An 18328-nucleotide genomic window follows, 5' to 3' on the forward strand; every position below is an offset into this window, starting at 1 on the left:
GCGATCAACCGATCCCGAACAGGCCCGAGGGTAACTGGATCAGCAACAGCCGCTTGAGCACCCACCACATCCCGAGCGGCACCAGTACGGCGACCGGGATCGCCAACGTCCAGCGCACGGGATCGATCAAGCGCAACAAGAGCAGCATGAGCGGGATCGACGACAGCAGGAATCCCAGCGGCTCGAGGGCAAAGGAGAACGCGGTAAGGCAGACGATGACGAGAAGCGGCTTGCTCCAGCTCACATTCTCCCAGCGCGAAGCCAGCGTCGGCCCGCCCTCGGTGACGGCCGAGATGATAATGCTGGCTGCGAACACGCACATCAGGATGCCCGTGTAGAACAGCACGTAGCCGGAGCCGGGGTCGTTGATGGTGCCGAGCCTGAGCTTCAATCCCTGCCAGATCACGAAGCCGCCGAGCGCTAGCCCGATCAACCCGCCCCAGAGTTCGGAGTTGTTGAGACGCAGTTTGACGTTGGTTTGGTCGTTCATCGACGCCCTCTCGGCCGGGACACGAAAGTGGCTCAATCCTACTTCTTCGCAAGTCCCAGCGTATCGATCACCTTGCGCTCGGATTCAGTGACCTCGACGACGAATTTCTTGTAGTCCTCGGTATTCTTGTAGCTCGGCACCATGTCGAATTTGGCGAGCGTGGCGATGACCGCGGGATCCTCGACCGCCTTCTTGAAAGCGTCGTGCAGCTTGGCGACGATCTTGGGATCCATGCCCTTGGGTCCTGCGATGCCGAACGGGGAATCATAGACCATGGGATAGCCGAGCTCCTTCAGCGTCGGCACGTCGGGATAGTTCGGTGATCGCGCGCCGGTCCACACCATGAGCAGCTTCAGCTTGCCGGCGTCCACCAAGGGCCGCCATCCCGTGGAGTCGGCCTGCAGCATGGTGTGCTGGCCGAGTACCGCGGCGTTGGTCTCTGCCCCGCCCTTGAACGGCACCTGCGTGAGCTTGATGCCGGACATCGCGGCGATCTGCTCCATGCCGATATGGAGCGAGGTCCCGGTCCCCGGCGTCGCGTAGGTCACCTTGCCCGGATTTGCCTTCGCGAACTCGACGACATCTTTCCAGGACTTGAATTGCGACTCCGCGCTGGTGGTTACGCCGAAGGTGTAGCCGGTGAGATGAATGACGTAGGTGAAATCCTTTGCCGGGTCCCACGACACCTCCTGCATCAGGGGCAGGCGGAAGACGGTGATCGGAAGCTGTGAGATGGTGTAGCCGTCCGGCTTCGCGGCCGCTGCCATGGTCGCAGGTCCGACCGTTCCGCCGCCGCCGGCCTTGTTGTCGATCACGATCGGCTGCCCCAGAACCTTCGAGGCGCTGTCGGCGATCGCGCGCATCGAGATGTCGGTCGATCCGCCGGCCGGCCATGGCACGATCAGCGTGACCGGTTTGGTGGGATAGTCCTGCGCACCGGCGGCGGTCGAGAGCAACGCGCCCACGACATGCATGGCGGCAACGGCGAATGTCTTCAGCCCGTATCGCGACATCCAAACTTCTCCCTCGCGCGGCCTCGTTCGACCGGCGTTCCTCGTTGTTATGACGGGATTGTCCCCGAAATCACGGGAGAAGAAAAGCGCAATGCGCGGAACGCCAGCTGGGACGGGACGGCGATCCTGCCGGAAACGACACGTGCGACAATTGGTCGTTTGGAGGCGTCCCGAGATACGGAATTTGACTTCGGCGGAGTCCTTAAGCCACGCGGCGGACTGCGTTCAGCCGCTCGATTGTGCGTCCGACCTCCGCGGCCGGGCAGGGCTTGCCGAAATAATATCCCTGCACGGCGGTGCAGCCGCATTCGCGGACGAAGTCGAGTTGTTCAATCGTCTCCACGCCTTCTGCCGTGGTCTCGACGCCGAGCACCGAGCCGAGGCTGGCGATGGTGCGGACGATCGCCACACTCTCCGGGCTTTCGCCGAGTGTGCCGACAAAGGAGCGGTCGATCTTGATGCGGTCGAACGGAAATTTGCGCAGATAGCTCAGCGAAGAATAACCGACGCCGAAATCGTCGAGGCTGACGCGCACCCCTAACGCGCGCAGCTGGTGCAGGATCCCGATCGTCGCCTCGCTGTCGTCGAGCAGCGCCGTCTCGGTGACCTCGAGCTCGAGCCGATGCGGCGGCAGGCCGGCCTCCGCAAGTGCGCTCGTGACCATCGTCACCAGCCCGCGCGAGCGGAACTGCACCGGCGACAGGTTCACCGCGATGGTGAGATCGGGCCAGGTCGCGGCGGTCGCGCAGGCCGTGCGCAGCACCCATTCGCCGATCGGAACGATCAGCCCGTTCTCTTCCGCGATTGGAATGAATTCGGCTGGCGAGACGAGGCCACGCGAGGGATGTTTCCAGCGCAGCAGCGCCTCAAAGCCGGTAAGTTCGGTGCTGTCGAGCCGCACCTGCGGCTGGAATGCCAGGTGGAATTCACGGGCCTCCAGCGCGCCGCGCAGATCGTGCTCGAGCGCGTGCCGGCTGCGAGCCTCTTCCTCCATTTCGGGCTCGAACAGCTGATAGGCGCCACGTCCCTTGGCCTTGGCCTGGTAAAGCGCGAGGTCGGCGCATTTCATCAGCTCGTCGGCATCGAGCCCGTGATCGGGTGCGATTGCGATGCCCACGGAGACGCCGATATGAATCGACTGGTTCTCGAACGGCGGTGGATGACCGATGATCTCGACCAGACGGCGTGCGAGCTTTTCCGCCGATTGCGGCTGCGGCCCGCGCTGGAGAACGGCGAATTCGTCGCCGCCGAGCCGCGCGACGGTGTCGTGCTCGCCGACATTCTCCTTCAGCCGCGCCGCGACCCAGCGCAACAGGCGGTCGCCGGCCGCGTGGCCGAGGCGGTCGTTGACGGTCTTGAAATTGTCGAGGTCGAAGCACAGCACGGCCATCGCGCCGCCGGCGATCGCGACCTGATTCAGGCCTTCGCCCATCTTCTCGCGGAACAGCGTGCGATTGGGCAGGTCGGTGAGCGAATCGTGGCGGGCCATGTGCGCCACGCGGGCCTGGGCCTTGTGGCGCTCGGTGACGTCCTCATAGGTGACGACCCAGCCGCCGTGCTCCATTCGCTTGTGATTGAGCTTGATGATGCGCCCGTCGCTCAAATGCCGGTGCAGCGTATGCTCGCCCTCGCGCAGCCTCTCGACATAGTCGGCATAGAGCCGCGCGGCGGTGGTGTTCGGATGGATGCCGAGTTCGCAGCTGTGCTCCATGATCTCGCGCATCGATATGCCCGGCTTCACCAATTCGGGCGACAGTCCGTACATCTCGATATAGCGGCGGTTGCAGACGATCACGTGCAGGCTCGAATCGAGCATGCACAGGCCCTGGCTCATGTTGTTCAGGGCCGCATCGAAGCGCCGATACTGCTCGCTCAACTCCTCGACTGCGTGCTCGCGCTCGGTGATGTCCTCGTATGTCGCGACGAAGCCGCCATCGGCCAGCGCGCAGTAGCGTACCGAGATCATGGTGTCGTCCGACATGCGCCGGCGCATCGGCGAGGAGTCGCGGTCGGCGATCCTCACGCTGGCGGCCTCCAGGAGCTGTTGCGGGCTGTACTCGGAAGAGAACGCGCCGTTTGCCATCGAGCGCTCAATCAACTCGGCGAGGTGTGTACCGGGTTTGGTCTCCTCCAGCGACAGCCGGTAGATCTTGCGATAGGTGGTGTTGCAGACGCGCAGGCGCATGTCGCTGTCGTAGAAGGCGAGCCCGTGCGCCATGTTCTCCAGCGCCGCATCGAGGATGAAGTTCTGCTGTCTCAGCATCTCCTCGTACTGCAGCCGCTCGGTGACGTCTTCGTGCACCGTCACCCAGCCGCCGTCGGGCAGGAAACGGGAGACCGCCTGGACCATTCGTCCGTCATAGCGCATCACCAGCAGGTTTTTCGCCTTCCTGGTGCGCACGTCCTCCAGCCTGGTGTCGTGGAATTCCTCGGCCGCCGTGCCCGGCAGGTTGCCGCGCGACATCCAATGCTCGATCACCGTACAATGCGAGACACCCGGCTTCACAATTTCCGGATCGAGGTCATAGAGGTTCAGGAACCGATCGTTGCAGACGACGACCCGGCTGTCGGCGTCGTACATGATAAGTCCGTGCGACATGTTTGCGAGTGCGTGCTGGCTGCGCTCGGTCTGCACGCGCAGCTCCGCCTCCAGCCGGGCGAGACGGCTGACGTCGTCGCAGATCGTCATCCAGCCCCCGGTGGAGAGCGGCTTCAGCTCGAGCGCCATGACGTGGCCGCTTGCAAGCCACTGTTCGGTCCGGAACGGCTTGCCCGCCGCGATCTGCGCGATCCGCGCCGAATATAGCGCCTCGATCTCGTCCTTCGGAAAGTTGCCACGCATCGCGCTGTGCGCAAGTACCTCGCGATAGCTCGTGCCGACCCGCACGATGTCGGCCGACATGTCGAACAGCGTGAGGTAGCGCTGATTGACCAGGACGATCCGGTTGGCGGCGTCGTAGACGCAGACGCCTTGCTCCATCTGGTCAAGCGCAAGCTGGCTCAGCCCGACCAGGGCCTCCGGGCCCTGTTCGCGGCGTGCATCAAGCTCGTTGTCGCGGATCGAAATCATCGGGCGGCGGGGGCCTCGGCTTGCAATAGACTTAACGCAACGCAATTCAGTCGCCGAGGGTAGCGAAGAGGCGGGAAAAGTCCCTTAAGCGCCGTAGTTTACGGAGGGTGACCGGCGATGCAGAGTCGTGTGCCTCGGACGCGGGAATGCGCGACAATCCGCCGGAACGGCAGTGAATGTTTGGTCCGGGCGACCTATGGCCCGTACAGCACGAGTTCGGTATCCGTGAGGTCGGCCAGCTGCGGCCGGTGTGGGCCCTTGAAATACTTGCGGCCGCGCCGCTCGGTGTAGATGCCGACGAGCCCGGGAACCGGGCCATTGGAATCGATGGCGACGGAGATCTTGCCGAGCCGCAGCAGCAGCCGGCCGATACGGCCTGCGCATTCGGCGTATTCGGCGGCGCTGCGGCAGTAGATCAGCTTCATCGCGGGCGGCGCAATGAAGCCGCGGCGGATGCGCACCGGTTGCAGGATGAAAGGGAACGTTCCCTTCGGCGTGCGGCAGACGAGGCTGAGGCAGTTGTAGCGCGCATGTCGCGTCAACAGCTCGGTCTCGGCCTCGGAAAGTCCGTCGATCGTTTTGGCGTGCTGCGAGATAACCTCGATCGAGCTCCAACGCGGGACGCGCGCAAGCGCAGGCACCGAGAAGAACATGCCGCGGCAGTAGGCGCGAAAGCCCTGCGTCTCGATGATCGGCCAGGTCCACGGTGCCGGGCTGATGTTGAGATAGGTAACGTCCTTGTGCCGCTGCGCGATCTTGGTCAGCAGCGGGGCGTAGTTGCGGTAGGCCGGATCGACATACCAGCTCGACAAATTGCACTGGATGGCCGTCTCCTCACCGTCCTTCCGCGCCGTGTAGATCAGCAGCAGCACGCCGACCGGCGTGCCGTCATTGTCGAGCATGTAGCCGAAGCGCGGGTAGCCTTCCGGCACGGGCCGGAAGGCCTGTCGGCGCAGGCCCTGGATCCAGTAGTTGCGCGAGCGGCCCACGAAGCCGCGCGCCAACAGGTCCGCGACCGCATCGACGTCGGATTCGGTGATCTCGCGGCATCGGACCTTGGTGTGGATCACGCTCGTCTTACCCGTGGAAATGGGAGGCCTCGTTCCGTTAGCGCCAGCCTTCGCCATGGGCATCGGCCGCGATTTGTGGCTGCAGGCCCATGATCTCCCGCACCTTGGCGGGCCAGGCGGCGATGTCAGTGCCGTGGGTGTGGAACATGGCGACCGCCAGCCGGTCCATGCCGAAGGCGACGCAGCCGGTATGGGCCGGCTCGCCCTTGGCGTCCTGGATGTCCCAGGTCGTGCCGAAATGCTCGCGGTGATAGTTGAAGCTCATGCAGGCGGTCGGCTGCTCTTCCGAGCGCAGCGGGATCAGCAGTTCGAACTTGAGCTGCTGCTGCTTCTGGCTCACCGCCTTCATCTGACCGACCCGGCCGAAGAACGGATCGCTGGCATAGTCGACGCGGAAGGTGAGACCGAGATCGGTCGCGATCGCCTGCGCGCGCACCATCCAGCGCTCGCGGAAATCGGCGACGTCATCGGGGCTGCCGATGCAGACATATTCCCGCATCCGGAACGATTGCAGCCGGTCGAGATGTTTTGACGGCTCACGGCGGAAGCAGTCCGCGGCGACGTCGAAACGCAGTCCACCCTTCGGCAATTGGCCACGGCTCGCCGCGATCGGATAGACGGGATAGCAGGCCGCCGGTGACAGCACGAGGTCTGCCGGCGAGAGCGAGCTGGTCCAGTCGCCGCCGGCATCGAAGCGGCTGACCGCGGCGTTGATCTCGCGCTCGGTGCCGTGCAGGCCGCAGACGCAGCCGAGCAGGTTCGGAAAGCTCTTGAGGTAGCCGGACTTCTCGAGCTGGGCGCGGCTCATCACCGGCGGGAAGCGCATCACCTCGGTGCCGGCTTCGCGATGGCTCGTGATCAGTGCGGCGAGCCGCTCGACGACGCCCTCATAAAGCGCGGTGCGGGCGTAGACGCCGTCCGAGCCCATGGGGTGGAACAGCTTGTCGGCGAGATGATCGAGCGGATCCGCGATTTGCGGGGCGGTCTCGGGCGAATTGGGGAGGACGGCAATATTCATGGTTCGATGTCCTGCTATTTCAAAATTGTTCTTGTTGGTCTCGTCGCCAAGGTAGGTCAGTCACGAAAAGGCACGTCAGTCATGAAGGCTGGTCGGCACGCCGCTCATCAGGGTCGACGTCGCGGCATTGGCGAGAATACGGTCGTTGTTGATCATGATCGGCGACGAGAGCACGTCGCGCAGGTGGCGCCCCATGGTGAACTCACCATCGTTGCGGTAGCCGGAAAGGCCTGCGGTGCGCATCGCATGCATCACGGTCTCGACCGCGAGCTCGGAAGCCTGCACCTTCAGAAGCGTGATCGAAGACTGGAAGTCGAGCGAGCCGAGCGCGCGTTCGTCGTGCTCCGCGCGGGCAAAGGCGTCGATATTGGCCGATATCAGCGCGCGCAGCTTGGCCAGCGACATCTTTGCGGCGGTGAAATGCGCGGCCGCCGGCGGCATCTGGCCGCGCGAGGTGCGGGCCGCCTTGCGGACGAAGGCCTGCGCACGGGTCACGGCGGCCGCGGCTATACCAGCCCAGGCCGAGGACCAGCACAGATGCGCGAACGGCGTCATGGTCTGGGCGTGGATCTTGTCGTAGGATTCCGGGAAGACGCGGTCGGCGGGGCAGTCGACCTTCAGCTCGAACCCGGTCGAACAGGTGCCGCGCATGCCGAGCGTTTCCCAGCCCAGCGTCTGCTTCAGCGAATAATCGTCCCTGGCGAGCGCCAGCAGTACCTGATCGGACGCAGAAGCATCGGTGGCGCGGCGGGCAATGGTGACGAGGCCGTCGGCCTCGGCGCCGTAGGAGATCACGGTGGCGTCGCGCAGCAGCGAGACGGTGTCGCCTGTGACGTCGACGGCGGCTGCGCTGGCGCGGATATTGCCGCCGTTCTGGCCTTCGGTGGTGGAGGAGGCGAGCAGCCACTGGTCGCTCGCGACCCGGCGCATCATGGTTTCCATCCAGGGAATGCCGTGGCCGTGCCTGACGACACAGGCGACCTTTGTCGTGTGCATCGCGTAGACCATCGCGGTCGAGGCGCAGGCGCGTCCGAGCGTGTAGCAGATGTCGGTGACGTCATGGATCGAGGCACCGAAGCCGCCGAACTCGGCCGGGATCATGGCGCCGAGCAGCTTCTCCTCACGCGCGACCTCGAAAGCCTTGTGGGGGAAGCGGGCGTCGCGATCGACCCCGTCTGCGTCGGCAGCCGCCGCGGCGGCGGTTCGGGCGGTGCGTTCGATCAGAGAGGGGCCCTGCTCGAGAAAGCTTGTCTGCGTCTCGTCGACAGTGAGGACTGCTTCACGCACGTTCATACTCGTCCGCCTCCGGGTTGCCGTTCGAGATCGCCGGCATCATTCGCGATGCCGCAAGCGATCCTCCGACCATCTTTGCTTATGAGACGAGGCTACGGATTTAATTCAAATTCGTCGATGAAATAGAGGGTAAACAAAGTCCAATTCCAAACAGGCAGTTAAGGTCCGGTTGTTTGCATCGCCCGAATTTCCGCGATCGCGTTAGGGATCTGTAAGAAGCCGGGATTCCGGACAATCTGAGTCATCGTTTACTAAGAAGCGCGATGTAATGGTGGCGCCCATTGCGGGATCGGCCCGCCGTGCCCATCGTAGCCGGCAACCGGTCCGACCTTTGTCGACAGATGGGAATTTACCGATGCAGGGCTTCGATACCGAATTGCGCAATCGCATCATCAAGCTGGTGAAGGGCATTCTTGACCAGAACTCGCTCTCCGCTGACGTCACACCGCAGGCCAAGCTCGTCGACGTCGGCCTGACATCGATGGACATGGTCAATCTGATGCTCGGCGTCGAAGCCGAGTTCGACTTCATCATTCCCCAGTCCGAGATCACACCGGAGAACTTCCAGTCCGTCGAGACGCTGGAGCGCATGGTCGCGGCCCAGCTGCAGCTGGCTGCGGCTTAGCCAGGCGCGCTGGTGCGTCCTCCTGACGGCACTTCCCGCCTCATCCCCCGTTCCAAAACCGACGTAAAGCTGGCATAGCTTCTCCATGGGATTGCGCTGGCGCGCACGAGGTGGAGCAGGAATGACGCAGGCGGTATTGGGCATCATCGGCGGCTCCGGCATCTACGATCTGCCGGGACTGGAGGACGCTCGCGAACAGGTGATCAAGAGCCCCTGGGGTGAGCCGTCGGCGCCGCTGCGGTGCGGCTCCATTGCCGGCCTGCCGATCGTGTTCCTGCCCCGCCACGACAAGGGCCACCGGCTGTCGCCCTCCGACATCAACTATCGCGCCAATATTGACGTCCTGAAGCGCGCCGGCGTCACCGACCTGATCTCGCTGTCGGCCTGCGGCTCGTTCAGGGAGGAACTGCCGCCCGGCACCTTCGTTCTCGTCGACCAGTTCGTCGATCGTACCTACAAGCGCGAGAGCTCGTTCTTCGGTCGGGGCTGTGTTGCGCATGTATCGATGGCGCACCCGGTCTCGCCGCGCTTACGCATTCATCTTGCCGCGGCTGCTGAAGCCGAGGGCATCGCGTTTGCGCGCGGCGGCACCTATGTCTGCATGGAAGGGCCGCAATTCTCCACCTATGCGGAAAGCATGACCTACAAGACGCTGGGCTATTCCGTGATCGGCATGACCAACATGCCTGAAGCGAAGCTCGCGCGTGAGGCCGAGCTATGCTACGCCACCGTCGCGATGGTGACTGATTTCGATTGCTGGCATCCCGATCACGACGCCGTCACCGTGCAGGACATCATCCGCGTGCTGAGCTCGAACGCCGACAAGGCGAAGGCGCTGGTGGCACGGCTGGCGAACGAGTTCCCGCGCGAGCATGAGCCGTGCCCGATCGGCTCGGACCGCGCGCTCGACACCGCGCTGATCACCGCGCCCGAGGCGCGCGATCCCGAGCTGTTAAAGAAGCTCGATGCGGTGGCGGGGCGCATCCTGCGGGGGTGATACGAAAGGCAGAATGCCATGAAGGTCGACGGCAAGCATTTCCGCAGCATCTGGCGTGAACGCGACGGCTGGTCAGTCGGAGCGATCGACCAGCGCCGACTGCCGCATGAGTTCGTCGTTGCGAAGCTGACCTCATGCGAGGACGCGGCCGTCGCCATCCGCGATATGCTGGTGCGCGGTGCGCCGCTGATCGGCGCGACCGCAGCTTATGGCATGGCGCTGGCGATGCGCGAGGATGCTTCCGACGCCGGCCTGAAGCGCGCTTACGACACGCTTGTGGTGGCGCGACCGACCGCGATCAATCTGAAATGGGCGCTGGACGAGATGCGCACGACACTGGTGCCGATCGATCCGCTGGAACGGGCCGAAGCGGCCTATGCGCGCGCCGACGAGATCGTCGAGCAGGACGTCGAGATCAACCGTGGCATCGCCGGCAATGGCCTGAAACTCATCGAGGCGATCGTCGCAAAGAAGAAGCCGGGCGAGAGCGTCAACGTGCTGACCCATTGCAATGCCGGCTGGCTTGCGACCGTCGACTGGGGCACGGCCACAGCGCCGATCTATCTCGCGCATGAGCGCGGCATCAAGATCCATGTCTGGGTCGACGAGACGCGTCCGCGCAACCAGGGCGCCTCGCTCACGGCCTGGGAGCTCGGCCATCACGGCGTGCCGCATACCGTGATTCCGGACAACACCGGCGGTCACCTGATGCAGCATGGGATGGTCGATCTCGCCATCGTCGGCACCGATCGCGTTGCCGCCAATGGCGACGTCTGCAACAAGATCGGTACCTATTTGAAGGCGCTCGCCGCTTACGACAACAACGTGCCGTTCTATGTCGCGCTGCCGTCGCCGACGATCGATTTCGCAGTTGATGACGGCATCCGCGACATCCCGATCGAGCAGCGCAGCGGCACGGAGGTCACCGACATGACCGGCCGCACCGCAGACGGAAGGCTTGAGACGGTGCGTATCGTGCCGGAGGGCTCGCCGGTCGCGAATTATGCCTTCGACGTTACCCCGGCGCGGCTCGTCACCGGCCTCATCACCGAGCGCGGCGTGCTGAAGCCCGATCGTGCGTCGCTCGCCGCGGCGTTTCCTGAGCGGATCGCCGCTGCGGCGGAGTAGGATGAGTTTGTAAGCGGCGCTACCTCAGCTTCAATCCCGTCGCTGCCTCGAGCTCGGCGATCGCCTGAGCGCCGCTGGTCACCTTGATGGTCGTCATGCCCATCCCGCGCGCCGGCTTCAGATTGACGCCGAGATCGTCGAGATAGACGCAATTCTTCGGGTCGACGTTCAGCGTCTCGACCATCATCTTGTAGATGCGCGGGTCGGGTTTGCGCAGGCCGATCTTGGCGGACTCGATGACATGATCGAACAGCACCATCACCTCGGCGACATAGAGTGAGCGCCCGGTCATGCTGCCGATCGCATTGGCCGGCAGATTGTTGGTAATGCAGCCGGTCTTGCATTGCGCCTTGATGCGCTTTAGCGCTTCGACCATCTCGGGGCGCAGATCGCCCTGAAGCAGCGGCAGGACATCACGCCCCCGCACTTCCGCGCCGAGCGCGAGCGACTCCGCGGCGAAAAGCTGATCGAAGGCATCGATATCGACCTCGGCGCGCTCGAACTTGGCCCAGGCATTTTCCAGATGGTTGGCGGCATTGGTGCGCCGGATGATGTCGATGGGCAGGCCGCGCTCGGTCTCGAACCGCGTGAACGCCTCGAACGGCGAGCTCGTCAGCACGCCACCAAAATCAAAGATCACAGCATCGATCGTCAAGATCCCGCCCTCGTCAATTCCTTTCCAAGAGCGCTAGCATGCGCTATCGGCAAGAGCCAGTCCGAAGCCATCCCACCGCTGCCACCGATGTCGACCCTAAAGCGTGTTCCCATGAAAAAGCTTGTAACCCTCATTACGACCGTGCTGCTCGCCACGCCCGCTCATGCCATCGTCGGTGGTGGCACGCCGCAGGTCGATGGCGTCGCGCGCGCCGTCGTCACGATCGTCGGCTCGCGCGGTAATTTCTGTACCGGCACCCTGGTCGCGCCAAAGCTGGTGCTTACCGTTGCCCACTGCGTGCAGCCCGGCGCGGACTACAAGATCGTCGATCGCGGCACCGACGGTCAGCCGCAACTGCTGAATGTCCGCACCGTCGCGATCCATCCCAATTTCAACATGCAGGCAATGCAAGCGCATCGTGCTACCGCCGACGTAGCGCTTCTGCAGTTGGAAATTCCACTCAAGGGAAAATCGACGGTGCCGGTCGGCGCGCCGAATATTCCGATCCAGGTCGGCAGCCGCTTCGTCATCGCCGGTATCGGCGTCACCGTGCGTGGCGACGGCAAGAGTGGCGGCGCTGCGCGTGTTGCCGGACTCGTTGCGACGGGTCAGCCGGGCACACTTCAGATCCGGCTGGTCGACCCCGTAACCAACGGTGTTCGCGACGGAATTGGCGCCTGCACCGGTGATTCCGGCGGTCCGGTATTCGAAGACAAGCCGAACGGAGCCGTGCTCGTCGGCGTCATCAGCTGGTCCACGGGGCCGAACGGAGCCGCCGGCTGTGGCGGGCTGACCGGGGTCACGCCGCTCACGCTCTATCGCGACTGGATCTTGCAGACCGCGCGGAGCTGGGGTGCGGCACTGTGATTTGATCCCGACCTGATCTATGTCATCTTGAAGCGAAGCGCGAAGGGCGACGTCCGTCGCGGAGGAAACGCGTCGTCCAATCAAGGGCGGCCACAGAAACAAGCAAGGCAAGAAGCAACAATGAATGTCGCTGTTCGCAGTCACGCCCCGGCCAGACAGGCTTCTGAACATTTCGACGTGCTGATCGTCGGTGCCGGCATCTCGGGCATCGGCAGCGCCTATCACATGACCAAGCAGCTTCCAGGCGCGAGCTTCGTCATCCTGGAAACGCAGGCAACGTTCGGCGGCACCTGGACCACGCATCGCTATCCCGGAATTCGTTCGGACAGCGATCTCCACACTTTCGGTTACAGCTTCAAGCCCTGGGTCGGGCCGCCGATCGCGACCGCCGAGGAAATCCTCGCCTACATGAACGAGGTGATCGACGAAAACGATATCGCGCGGCATATCCGCTACAAGCACAAGATCAATTCGGCGAGCTGGTCGAGCGAGCACAACCTCTGGACCATCGAGGCGGTGACGACCGACACCGGCGAAGCGAAAACCTTCACTACGAATTTTCTTTGGATGTGCCAAGGCTATTACCGCCATTCGGAAGGCTATACGCCGGAATGGAAGGGCACGGACCGCTTCAAGGGCCGCATCGTTCATCCGCAGACCTGGCCCGATGATATCGATCTCGCGAACAAGAAGGTCGTCGTGATCGGCTCCGGCGCGACGGCGGCGACGCTGGTGCCGAACATCGCGGACACATGCGCGCATGTCACGATGCTGCAGCGTTCGCCGACCTATTTCCGTCTCGGCCGCAATGCCATCGAGATCGCGGAGGAGCTGCGCAGGCTTCAGGTCGACGAGGAATGGATCCACGAGATTGTCCGGCGAAAGATCCTGTTCGAACAGGATGCGTTCACCAAGCTTTGCGTGTCAAAACCCGAGCAGGTGAAGAAAGAGCTGATCGGCCAGATCAGCGCGGTGCTCGGTCCGGAGTACGATGTCGACACCCATTTCACACCGAGCTACCGGCCGTGGCGGCAGCGCATCGCCTTCGTGCCGGATGCCGACTTGTTCAAGGGCATCGCCAGCGGCAAGGCGTCGGTCGTTACCGACGAGATCGAATGTTTCGTCGAGAACGGCATCCAGCTCAAATCCGGCAAGCTGCTCGAAGCCGATATCATCGTCACCGCAACCGGCTTCAACCTCGCGGCGCTCGGCGACATCGCCTTCGAAGTCGACGGCAAGCCGCTCGCCTTCGGCGACACCGTCACCTATCGCGGCATGATGTTCACGGGCGTGCCGAACATGGTCTGGGTGTTCGGCTATTTTCGCGCCAGCTGGACGCTACGCGTCGACCTCGTTGCCGATTTCGTCTGCCGGCTGCTCGGTCACATGACGGCCAAGGGCAAGAAGAAGGTGGAGGTCAAGTTGCGTCCCGAAGACCACAACATGCCGATCCTGCCCTGGATCGATCCGGAAAACTTCAACCCCGGCTATATCATGCGTGACATGAACCTGTTGCCCAAGCGCGGCGACAAGCCGGAATGGCAGCATAGCCAGGATTATTGGACCGAAAAGGACGAAATCCCGAATACGGATCTGGACGACGCGGCATTTGTGTATGGGTGAGGATAGCTTTTGCTGGCAGCGCACGACAATGCCGTACCAGCGAAGTCGGTCTCACCTCAATCGCAGCAAGACTACGAATTCCGCCGCGTCGCATTCGTCGCAATCGCCGCGGCAGCCGTCCGGTTCTCCACGCCGAGCTTGGCGTAGATCTGCTCGAGATGCTTGTCGACCGTGCGCGGGCTCAAGCCCAAAATCTGCGCGATGTCGCGGTTGGTCTTGCCCTTGCTGAGCCAGGCAAGCACCTCGCCTTCGCGGGTGGTGAGGCCAAGCTCGCTGGTGAACTCGGGGGGCGGCGCGGTACCGGACTCCCTGGAGAGCCGCAGCAGGAACTCGTTCGGCGCGGTCTCGCCCATGTAGTACAACCGGAGCTGAGGATTGTCCGGCAAGGAAGCCGCCTGAGACTTCGAGCCGCCCTTGCCCTTCGCCTGCTCCAGCCATTGCAGCGATGATACTGGCAGCATGAAGTCCTCGTCGGCGGCGTGTGCGCCATGATGATCCGCGAGCAGCTTCTGCGCCTGCGGGGTCGCCCACAACAATTTGCCGCGGCGGTTGACAGCGAACAGGTATCGGCCGGAGACGTCGAGCGCGGCGCGCGCGCTCTGCGTCAGCCGCGCATTGCCGAGATGAACTCGGATCCGCGCCAGCATCTCCTCGATCACGATCGGCTTCGCAACGTAGTCGACGCCGCCAGCCTCAAGCCCGCGCACGATGTGCTCGGTCTCGGCGAGCCCCGTCATGAATATCACCGGAACATTGGCAAGGCCCGCATCGCGCTTGAGGCGGCGGCAGGTCTCGAACCCGTCCATGCCTGGCATCACCGCGTCGAGCAGTACGATGTCAGGCGTGATCTGGTCGACAATGCGCATCGCGGCCGCGCCGTCGAGCGCCACCATCACTGTCATCCCGGCGCTGTCGAGCGCGTCGGTGAGCAACCGCAACGTCTCGGGGGAATCGTCGACAACGAGCGCGATGTCGCGCTTTTTCGACTCAGTGCTCATACGCATGCAACGTCTTCAATGTGGCCATGTACTGGTCGAGATCGAAGCGGTCGATCAGCGACTGCATTTCCGCGACGAAATCGGCATGTTCAGGGTGCTCACTGCCGATCTCGTCCAGCTTCAACTGGATAGCCTTGACGTAGCCGATCTGACCGAGCCCGATCAGCGCCTCGATGTGTTGTACCGGCGGCCTCGAGCCGCTCTCCGGCCGCCACAGCGGCACGGCGATCTCCTCCGAGCCGTATTGCCATTCGATCTTGAGAAGCTGGCGGATGCTTTCCAAAAGCCGGGGAATGTCGATCGGCTTCATCAGATAGCCGTCGTGGAAAGGCTGCGCCAGCGGTGTGCCGTGGGCCTCAAGCGCGCTGGCCGACACCATCAGGATGCGCGCTTGATGGTGGCCGTTCGCCCGTAGCGTCTCCGCGACCGTCCAGCCGTCCATGCCCGGCATGGAAATGTCGAGCAGGAACAGATCGGGCCGGCAGTGCTGGGCCAGTGCCAGGCAGCCGGGTCCGTCGGGGGCGCTGAGCAGGATGAAGCCGAGCGGTGTCAGCACCTCGCGCAGGAGGTCGCGATGCACGGGGTCGTCGTCGGTGATGAGGATGGTCTTGCGCGTGCCGTGATAGCCTGAGATCGGGGCCTCCACCGGTGCAATGCGCTGCGGATTGGTGACCTCCGACAGCAGCATCTTGACCTTGAACGTGCTGCCGCTGCCGACCGTGCTCGAGACCTTGATGTCGCCGCCCATGACGCCCGCGAGCAGCCGGCTGATGGTCAGGCCAAGCCCGGTGCCGGTCTGCGGCTGCGAGACACCGAGCGCGCCGCGTTCGAAGGGTGCGAAGATGCGTTCGAGGTCGTCGCCCTGGATGCCGGGACCGGTGTCGATCACCTCGAACTCCGCGACCGGGCTGCGATAGTGCACCACGAACTGCACGCTGCCGGCCTGGGTGAACTTGATCGCGTTGGCCAGCAGATTGATCAGCACCTGGCGCAGCCGCTTCTCGTCGGCATAGACCACGACCGGCAAATGCGCCGGCCGCCTGAACACGAAGTCGATGCTCTTGGCGGCGGCTTGGAGGCGGAACATGCCGACGAGCTGGTCGAGGAATTCGCTCAGGCGCACCTCGTCACGCGACAAGTATAGCCGCCCGGCCTCGATCTTGGAGATGTCCAGAATGCCGTCGATCAGGCCGGAGAGGTGATCGGCGCTGCGGCGGACGACGCGGACCTGGTCGCGCGGCTTGGTGTTGAGCGTCGCGTCCTGCTCCAGGAGTTGGGCATAGCCGCTGATCGCATTCAGCGGCGAGCGCAGCTCGTGGCTCAGGCCGACCACGTAGCGGCTCTTGGCGAGGTTGGCGGATTCGGCGATTTCCTTGGCGCGCTGGAGCTCGGCGTCGGTGCGCTTGTGCGCGTCGATCTCCTGGATCAGCAGCGTGGTCTGGCGCCGGGTCTCGGCCTCGGCGGCCCGTCGGCTCTGCTGCGCCAGCACGAACAGCCAAGCCAGCACGCCGATGATGATGCTGAGCGAGAAGAACACCTTCCAGAGCAGTTTGGAGACGAGCACGTTCTCGCCAGGCACGCTGACCGAGGTCTGCAGATAGATCAGCCCCAGCACCAGCGCGACGAGGCCCGCAGAGACCACGAATACACCAATGTAGTGGCCGAACTGCGAGTTGATCCGCTGATAGATCGGCTGCGGCAAGATCCTGGCGAGCGCGTCGGCGAACTGCACCTGCGCGCGCGCATGCGGTTTGCACAAATCGTGGCAGCGCGCATCGAGCGAGCAGCATAGCGAGCAGATCGGGCCGGCATACGCAGGACAGGAGGTCATGTCCTCCGGCTCGAAATGGTGCTCGCAGATGCAGCACTGGATCGATTCGATATTGGCCCAGCTCTTTTTCGGCTTGCGCGCGATGTAGTATTTTCCGTCGGTGAGCCAGGCGATGACAGGCGCGGTGACGAAGGCGGCCGTCAGCGCGACAAAGGCCGCGAGCGCTTTCATGGTTGAGCCGAACAGGCCGTAGAATGCCGCGATGGAGACGATGGTGGCGATCGTCATCGCGCCGACGCCGACCGGGTTGATGTCGTAGAGATGGGCGCGCTTGAACTCCATCTGCGGCGGGCGCAGGCCGAGCGGCTTGTTGACCACGAGATCGGCCACCAGCGCGCCGACCCAGGCGATCGCGACATTGGAGTAGAGCGCCAGCGTCTGCTCCAGCGCCTTGTAGACGCCGATCTCCATCAGCAGCAGCGCCACCATCACGTTGAACACCAGCCAGACGACCCGGCCCGGATGGCTATGCGTCAGACGCGAGAAGAAGTTCGACCAGGCGATCGAGCCTGCATAGGCGTTGGTGACGTTGATCTTGAGCTGCGACAGGATCACGAACGCGCCGGTGAGCGCCAAGGCCATGTCCGGCTGCGACAGCACGTAGCGGAACGCTTCGAGATACATGTGCGCAGGCTCGGCCGCCAGCTCGCTGGAGAGGCCGTGGCTCAGTGCGAAGAAGGCGAGAAACGAGCCCAGCAGCAGTTTCAGCGCGCCGAAGATGATCCAGCCGGGGCCCGCGATCAGCAGGGCCGCCCACCACGACGTTCGGGACGTGCGGCGGTCGCGCGGCAGAAACCTGAGGAAGTCGACCTGCTCGCCGATCTGGGCCACCAGCGAAAACACCACGGAGGATGCGACACCGAACAGCAGCAGGTCGAAATGTCCGCTGGGGCCGCCGTGCTCGCCGGCGAATTTGCGCCACTCCGCGAACGAGTAAGGATTGGCCCAGGCGATCGCGGCAAAGGGCAGGATGTGCAGGATGATCCAGATCGGCTGAGTCCAGAGCTGGAAGCGGCTGATCAGCGTGATGCCGTAGGTGACAAGCGGGATGATCGCGACCGCGCTGATGAGGTAGCCGATCGGGCGCGGAATGCCGAAGCACATCTCGAGCGCCGTCGCCAGGATCACCGCCTCGATGGCGAAGAAGATGAAGGTGAAGGAGGCGTAGATCAGCGAGGTGACGGTCGAACCGATATAGCCGAAGCCGGCGCCGCGGGTGAGCAGGTCAATGTCGATGCCGCATTTGGCGGCATAATAGGCAATCGGGACGCCGCAGCAGAAGATGATGGTGGAGACGACGAAGATGGCGGCGGTGGCGTTGGTAACCCCGTAGTTCAGGGTGATGGTGCCGCCGATCGCTTCCAGCGCGAGAAAGGAGATGGCGCCGAGTGCAGTGTTGGCGACGCGGGCGGCGGACCACCGGCGCGCGCTCTTGGCCGTGAAACGCAGCGCGTAGTCTTCCAGCGTCTGGTTGGCGACCCATTGGTTGTACTGGCGCCTGACGCGATCTATTCGCTGCCGCCCTGCCACTCGACCCCCGCTCCCGAACTCCAGGACCCCTCGCAAAACTCGTACCAAAAAGCCTACGTCGCCATTTTGCGGTGCAGTATACGCGATCTTGCGTATCCTTGCGGTGCACAAATTCGAGCC

General features: G+C 63.7%; 14 protein-coding genes. 5 read left to right on the forward strand and 9 right to left on the reverse strand.

The annotated features are described in order from the left end of the window. Positions 1-4: 4 nt before the first annotated feature. The 6 genes from IVA88_RS00780 to IVA88_RS00805 all read right to left on the reverse strand — a co-directional run bounded on the left by IVA88_RS00780 (position 5) and on the right by IVA88_RS00805 (position 7954). Positions 5-490: a tripartite tricarboxylate transporter TctB family protein gene (locus IVA88_RS00780; protein ID WP_247495393.1), complete on the reverse strand. Its 486-nt coding sequence runs from the start codon at positions 488-490 to the stop codon at positions 5-7. A gap of 38 nt (positions 491-528) precedes the next feature. After that, on the reverse strand, positions 529-1503 hold the full coding sequence (locus IVA88_RS00785; protein WP_247495394.1) for a tripartite tricarboxylate transporter substrate binding protein: 975 nt from the start codon (positions 1501-1503) through the stop codon (positions 529-531). Positions 1504-1705: 202 nt separating this feature from the next. Further along, positions 1706-4573, reverse strand: a complete 2868-nt coding sequence (locus IVA88_RS00790; protein WP_247495395.1) for a PAS-domain containing protein — start codon at positions 4571-4573, stop codon at positions 1706-1708. A gap of 194 nt (positions 4574-4767) precedes the next feature. After that, complete coding sequence (locus IVA88_RS00795; RefSeq protein WP_247495396.1) at positions 4768-5643, reverse strand: acyl-CoA acyltransferase; 876 nt, start codon at positions 5641-5643, stop codon at positions 4768-4770. A gap of 37 nt (positions 5644-5680) precedes the next feature. Further along, on the reverse strand, positions 5681-6661 hold the full coding sequence (locus IVA88_RS00800; protein ID WP_247495397.1) for an amino acid--[acyl-carrier-protein] ligase: 981 nt from the start codon (positions 6659-6661) through the stop codon (positions 5681-5683). 75 nt (positions 6662-6736) lie between these two features. Then, on the reverse strand, positions 6737-7954 hold the full coding sequence (locus IVA88_RS00805; RefSeq protein WP_247495398.1) for an acyl-CoA dehydrogenase family protein: 1218 nt from the start codon (positions 7952-7954) through the stop codon (positions 6737-6739). Between the two features lie 355 nt (positions 7955-8309). On the opposite strand from IVA88_RS00805, the gene IVA88_RS00810 reads away from it, so the two are divergent. From IVA88_RS00810 to mtnA, 3 genes are all read left to right on the forward strand, one after another. Continuing rightward, complete coding sequence (locus tag IVA88_RS00810) at positions 8310-8579, forward strand: phosphopantetheine-binding protein (protein ID WP_247495399.1); 270 nt, start codon at positions 8310-8312, stop codon at positions 8577-8579. A 121-nt stretch (positions 8580-8700) separates the two neighbouring features. Then, on the forward strand, positions 8701-9576 hold the full coding sequence (locus tag IVA88_RS00815; protein ID WP_247495400.1) for an S-methyl-5'-thioadenosine phosphorylase: 876 nt from the start codon (positions 8701-8703) through the stop codon (positions 9574-9576). An 18-nt stretch (positions 9577-9594) separates the two neighbouring features. Continuing rightward, the gene (gene mtnA / locus IVA88_RS00820) at positions 9595-10704 is read left to right on the forward strand and encodes an S-methyl-5-thioribose-1-phosphate isomerase (RefSeq protein ID WP_247495401.1); all 1110 of its coding nucleotides are present in this window, start codon (positions 9595-9597) and stop codon (positions 10702-10704) included. 19 nt (positions 10705-10723) lie between these two features. On the opposite strand, the gene IVA88_RS00825 is transcribed toward mtnA, so the two are convergent. Continuing rightward, the gene (locus tag IVA88_RS00825) at positions 10724-11359 is read right to left on the reverse strand and encodes an HAD-IA family hydrolase (protein WP_247495402.1); all 636 of its coding nucleotides are present in this window, start codon (positions 11357-11359) and stop codon (positions 10724-10726) included. A 111-nt stretch (positions 11360-11470) separates the two neighbouring features. On the opposite strand from IVA88_RS00825, the gene IVA88_RS00830 reads away from it, so the two are divergent. Both IVA88_RS00830 and IVA88_RS00835 read left to right on the forward strand, forming a co-directional pair. Beyond that, complete coding sequence (locus tag IVA88_RS00830) at positions 11471-12226, forward strand: trypsin-like serine protease (RefSeq protein ID WP_247495403.1); 756 nt, start codon at positions 11471-11473, stop codon at positions 12224-12226. A gap of 120 nt (positions 12227-12346) precedes the next feature. Beyond that, on the forward strand, positions 12347-13849 hold the full coding sequence (locus IVA88_RS00835; RefSeq protein ID WP_247495404.1) for an NAD(P)/FAD-dependent oxidoreductase: 1503 nt from the start codon (positions 12347-12349) through the stop codon (positions 13847-13849). A gap of 71 nt (positions 13850-13920) precedes the next feature. On the opposite strand, the gene IVA88_RS00840 is transcribed toward IVA88_RS00835, so the two are convergent. Further along, entirely contained in the window at positions 13921-14853 is a 933-nt protein-coding gene (locus IVA88_RS00840) for a response regulator transcription factor (RefSeq protein ID WP_247495405.1), read from the reverse strand. Then, complete coding sequence (locus tag IVA88_RS00845; RefSeq protein WP_247495406.1) at positions 14837-18208, reverse strand: ATP-binding protein; 3372 nt, start codon at positions 18206-18208, stop codon at positions 14837-14839. The genes IVA88_RS00840 and IVA88_RS00845 overlap by 17 nt, the downstream gene beginning before the upstream one ends. Positions 18209-18328: the final 120 nt, after the last annotated feature.

Origin of the sequence: Bradyrhizobium sp. 149 (assembly GCF_023073915.1) — a bacterium.
GTDB lineage: Bacteria > Pseudomonadota > Alphaproteobacteria > Rhizobiales > Xanthobacteraceae > Bradyrhizobium.

Excerpts from the sequence above, each read along its gene's own strand:
- IVA88_RS00780 (WP_247495393.1), bottom strand. The coding sequence starts at position 490 with ATGAACGACCAAACCAACGTCAAACTGCGTCTCAACAACTCCGAACTC.
- IVA88_RS00785 (WP_247495394.1), bottom strand. The coding sequence starts at position 1,503 with ATGTCGCGATACGGGCTGAAGACATTCGCCGTTGCCGCCATGCATGTC.
- IVA88_RS00790 (WP_247495395.1), bottom strand. The coding sequence starts at position 4,573 with ATGATTTCGATCCGCGACAACGAGCTTGATGCACGCCGCGAACAGGGC.
- IVA88_RS00800 (WP_247495397.1), bottom strand. The coding sequence starts at position 6,661 with ATGAATATTGCCGTCCTCCCCAATTCGCCCGAGACCGCCCCGCAAATC.
- IVA88_RS00805 (WP_247495398.1), bottom strand. The coding sequence starts at position 7,954 with ATGAACGTGCGTGAAGCAGTCCTCACTGTCGACGAGACGCAGACAAGC.
- IVA88_RS00810 (WP_247495399.1), top strand. The coding sequence starts at position 8,310 with ATGCAGGGCTTCGATACCGAATTGCGCAATCGCATCATCAAGCTGGTG.
- IVA88_RS00815 (WP_247495400.1), top strand. The coding sequence starts at position 8,701 with ATGACGCAGGCGGTATTGGGCATCATCGGCGGCTCCGGCATCTACGAT.
- mtnA (WP_247495401.1), top strand. The coding sequence starts at position 9,595 with ATGAAGGTCGACGGCAAGCATTTCCGCAGCATCTGGCGTGAACGCGAC.
- IVA88_RS00830 (WP_247495403.1), top strand. The coding sequence starts at position 11,471 with ATGAAAAAGCTTGTAACCCTCATTACGACCGTGCTGCTCGCCACGCCC.
- IVA88_RS00835 (WP_247495404.1), top strand. The coding sequence starts at position 12,347 with ATGAATGTCGCTGTTCGCAGTCACGCCCCGGCCAGACAGGCTTCTGAA.
- IVA88_RS00840 (WP_247495405.1), bottom strand. The coding sequence starts at position 14,853 with ATGCGTATGAGCACTGAGTCGAAAAAGCGCGACATCGCGCTCGTTGTC.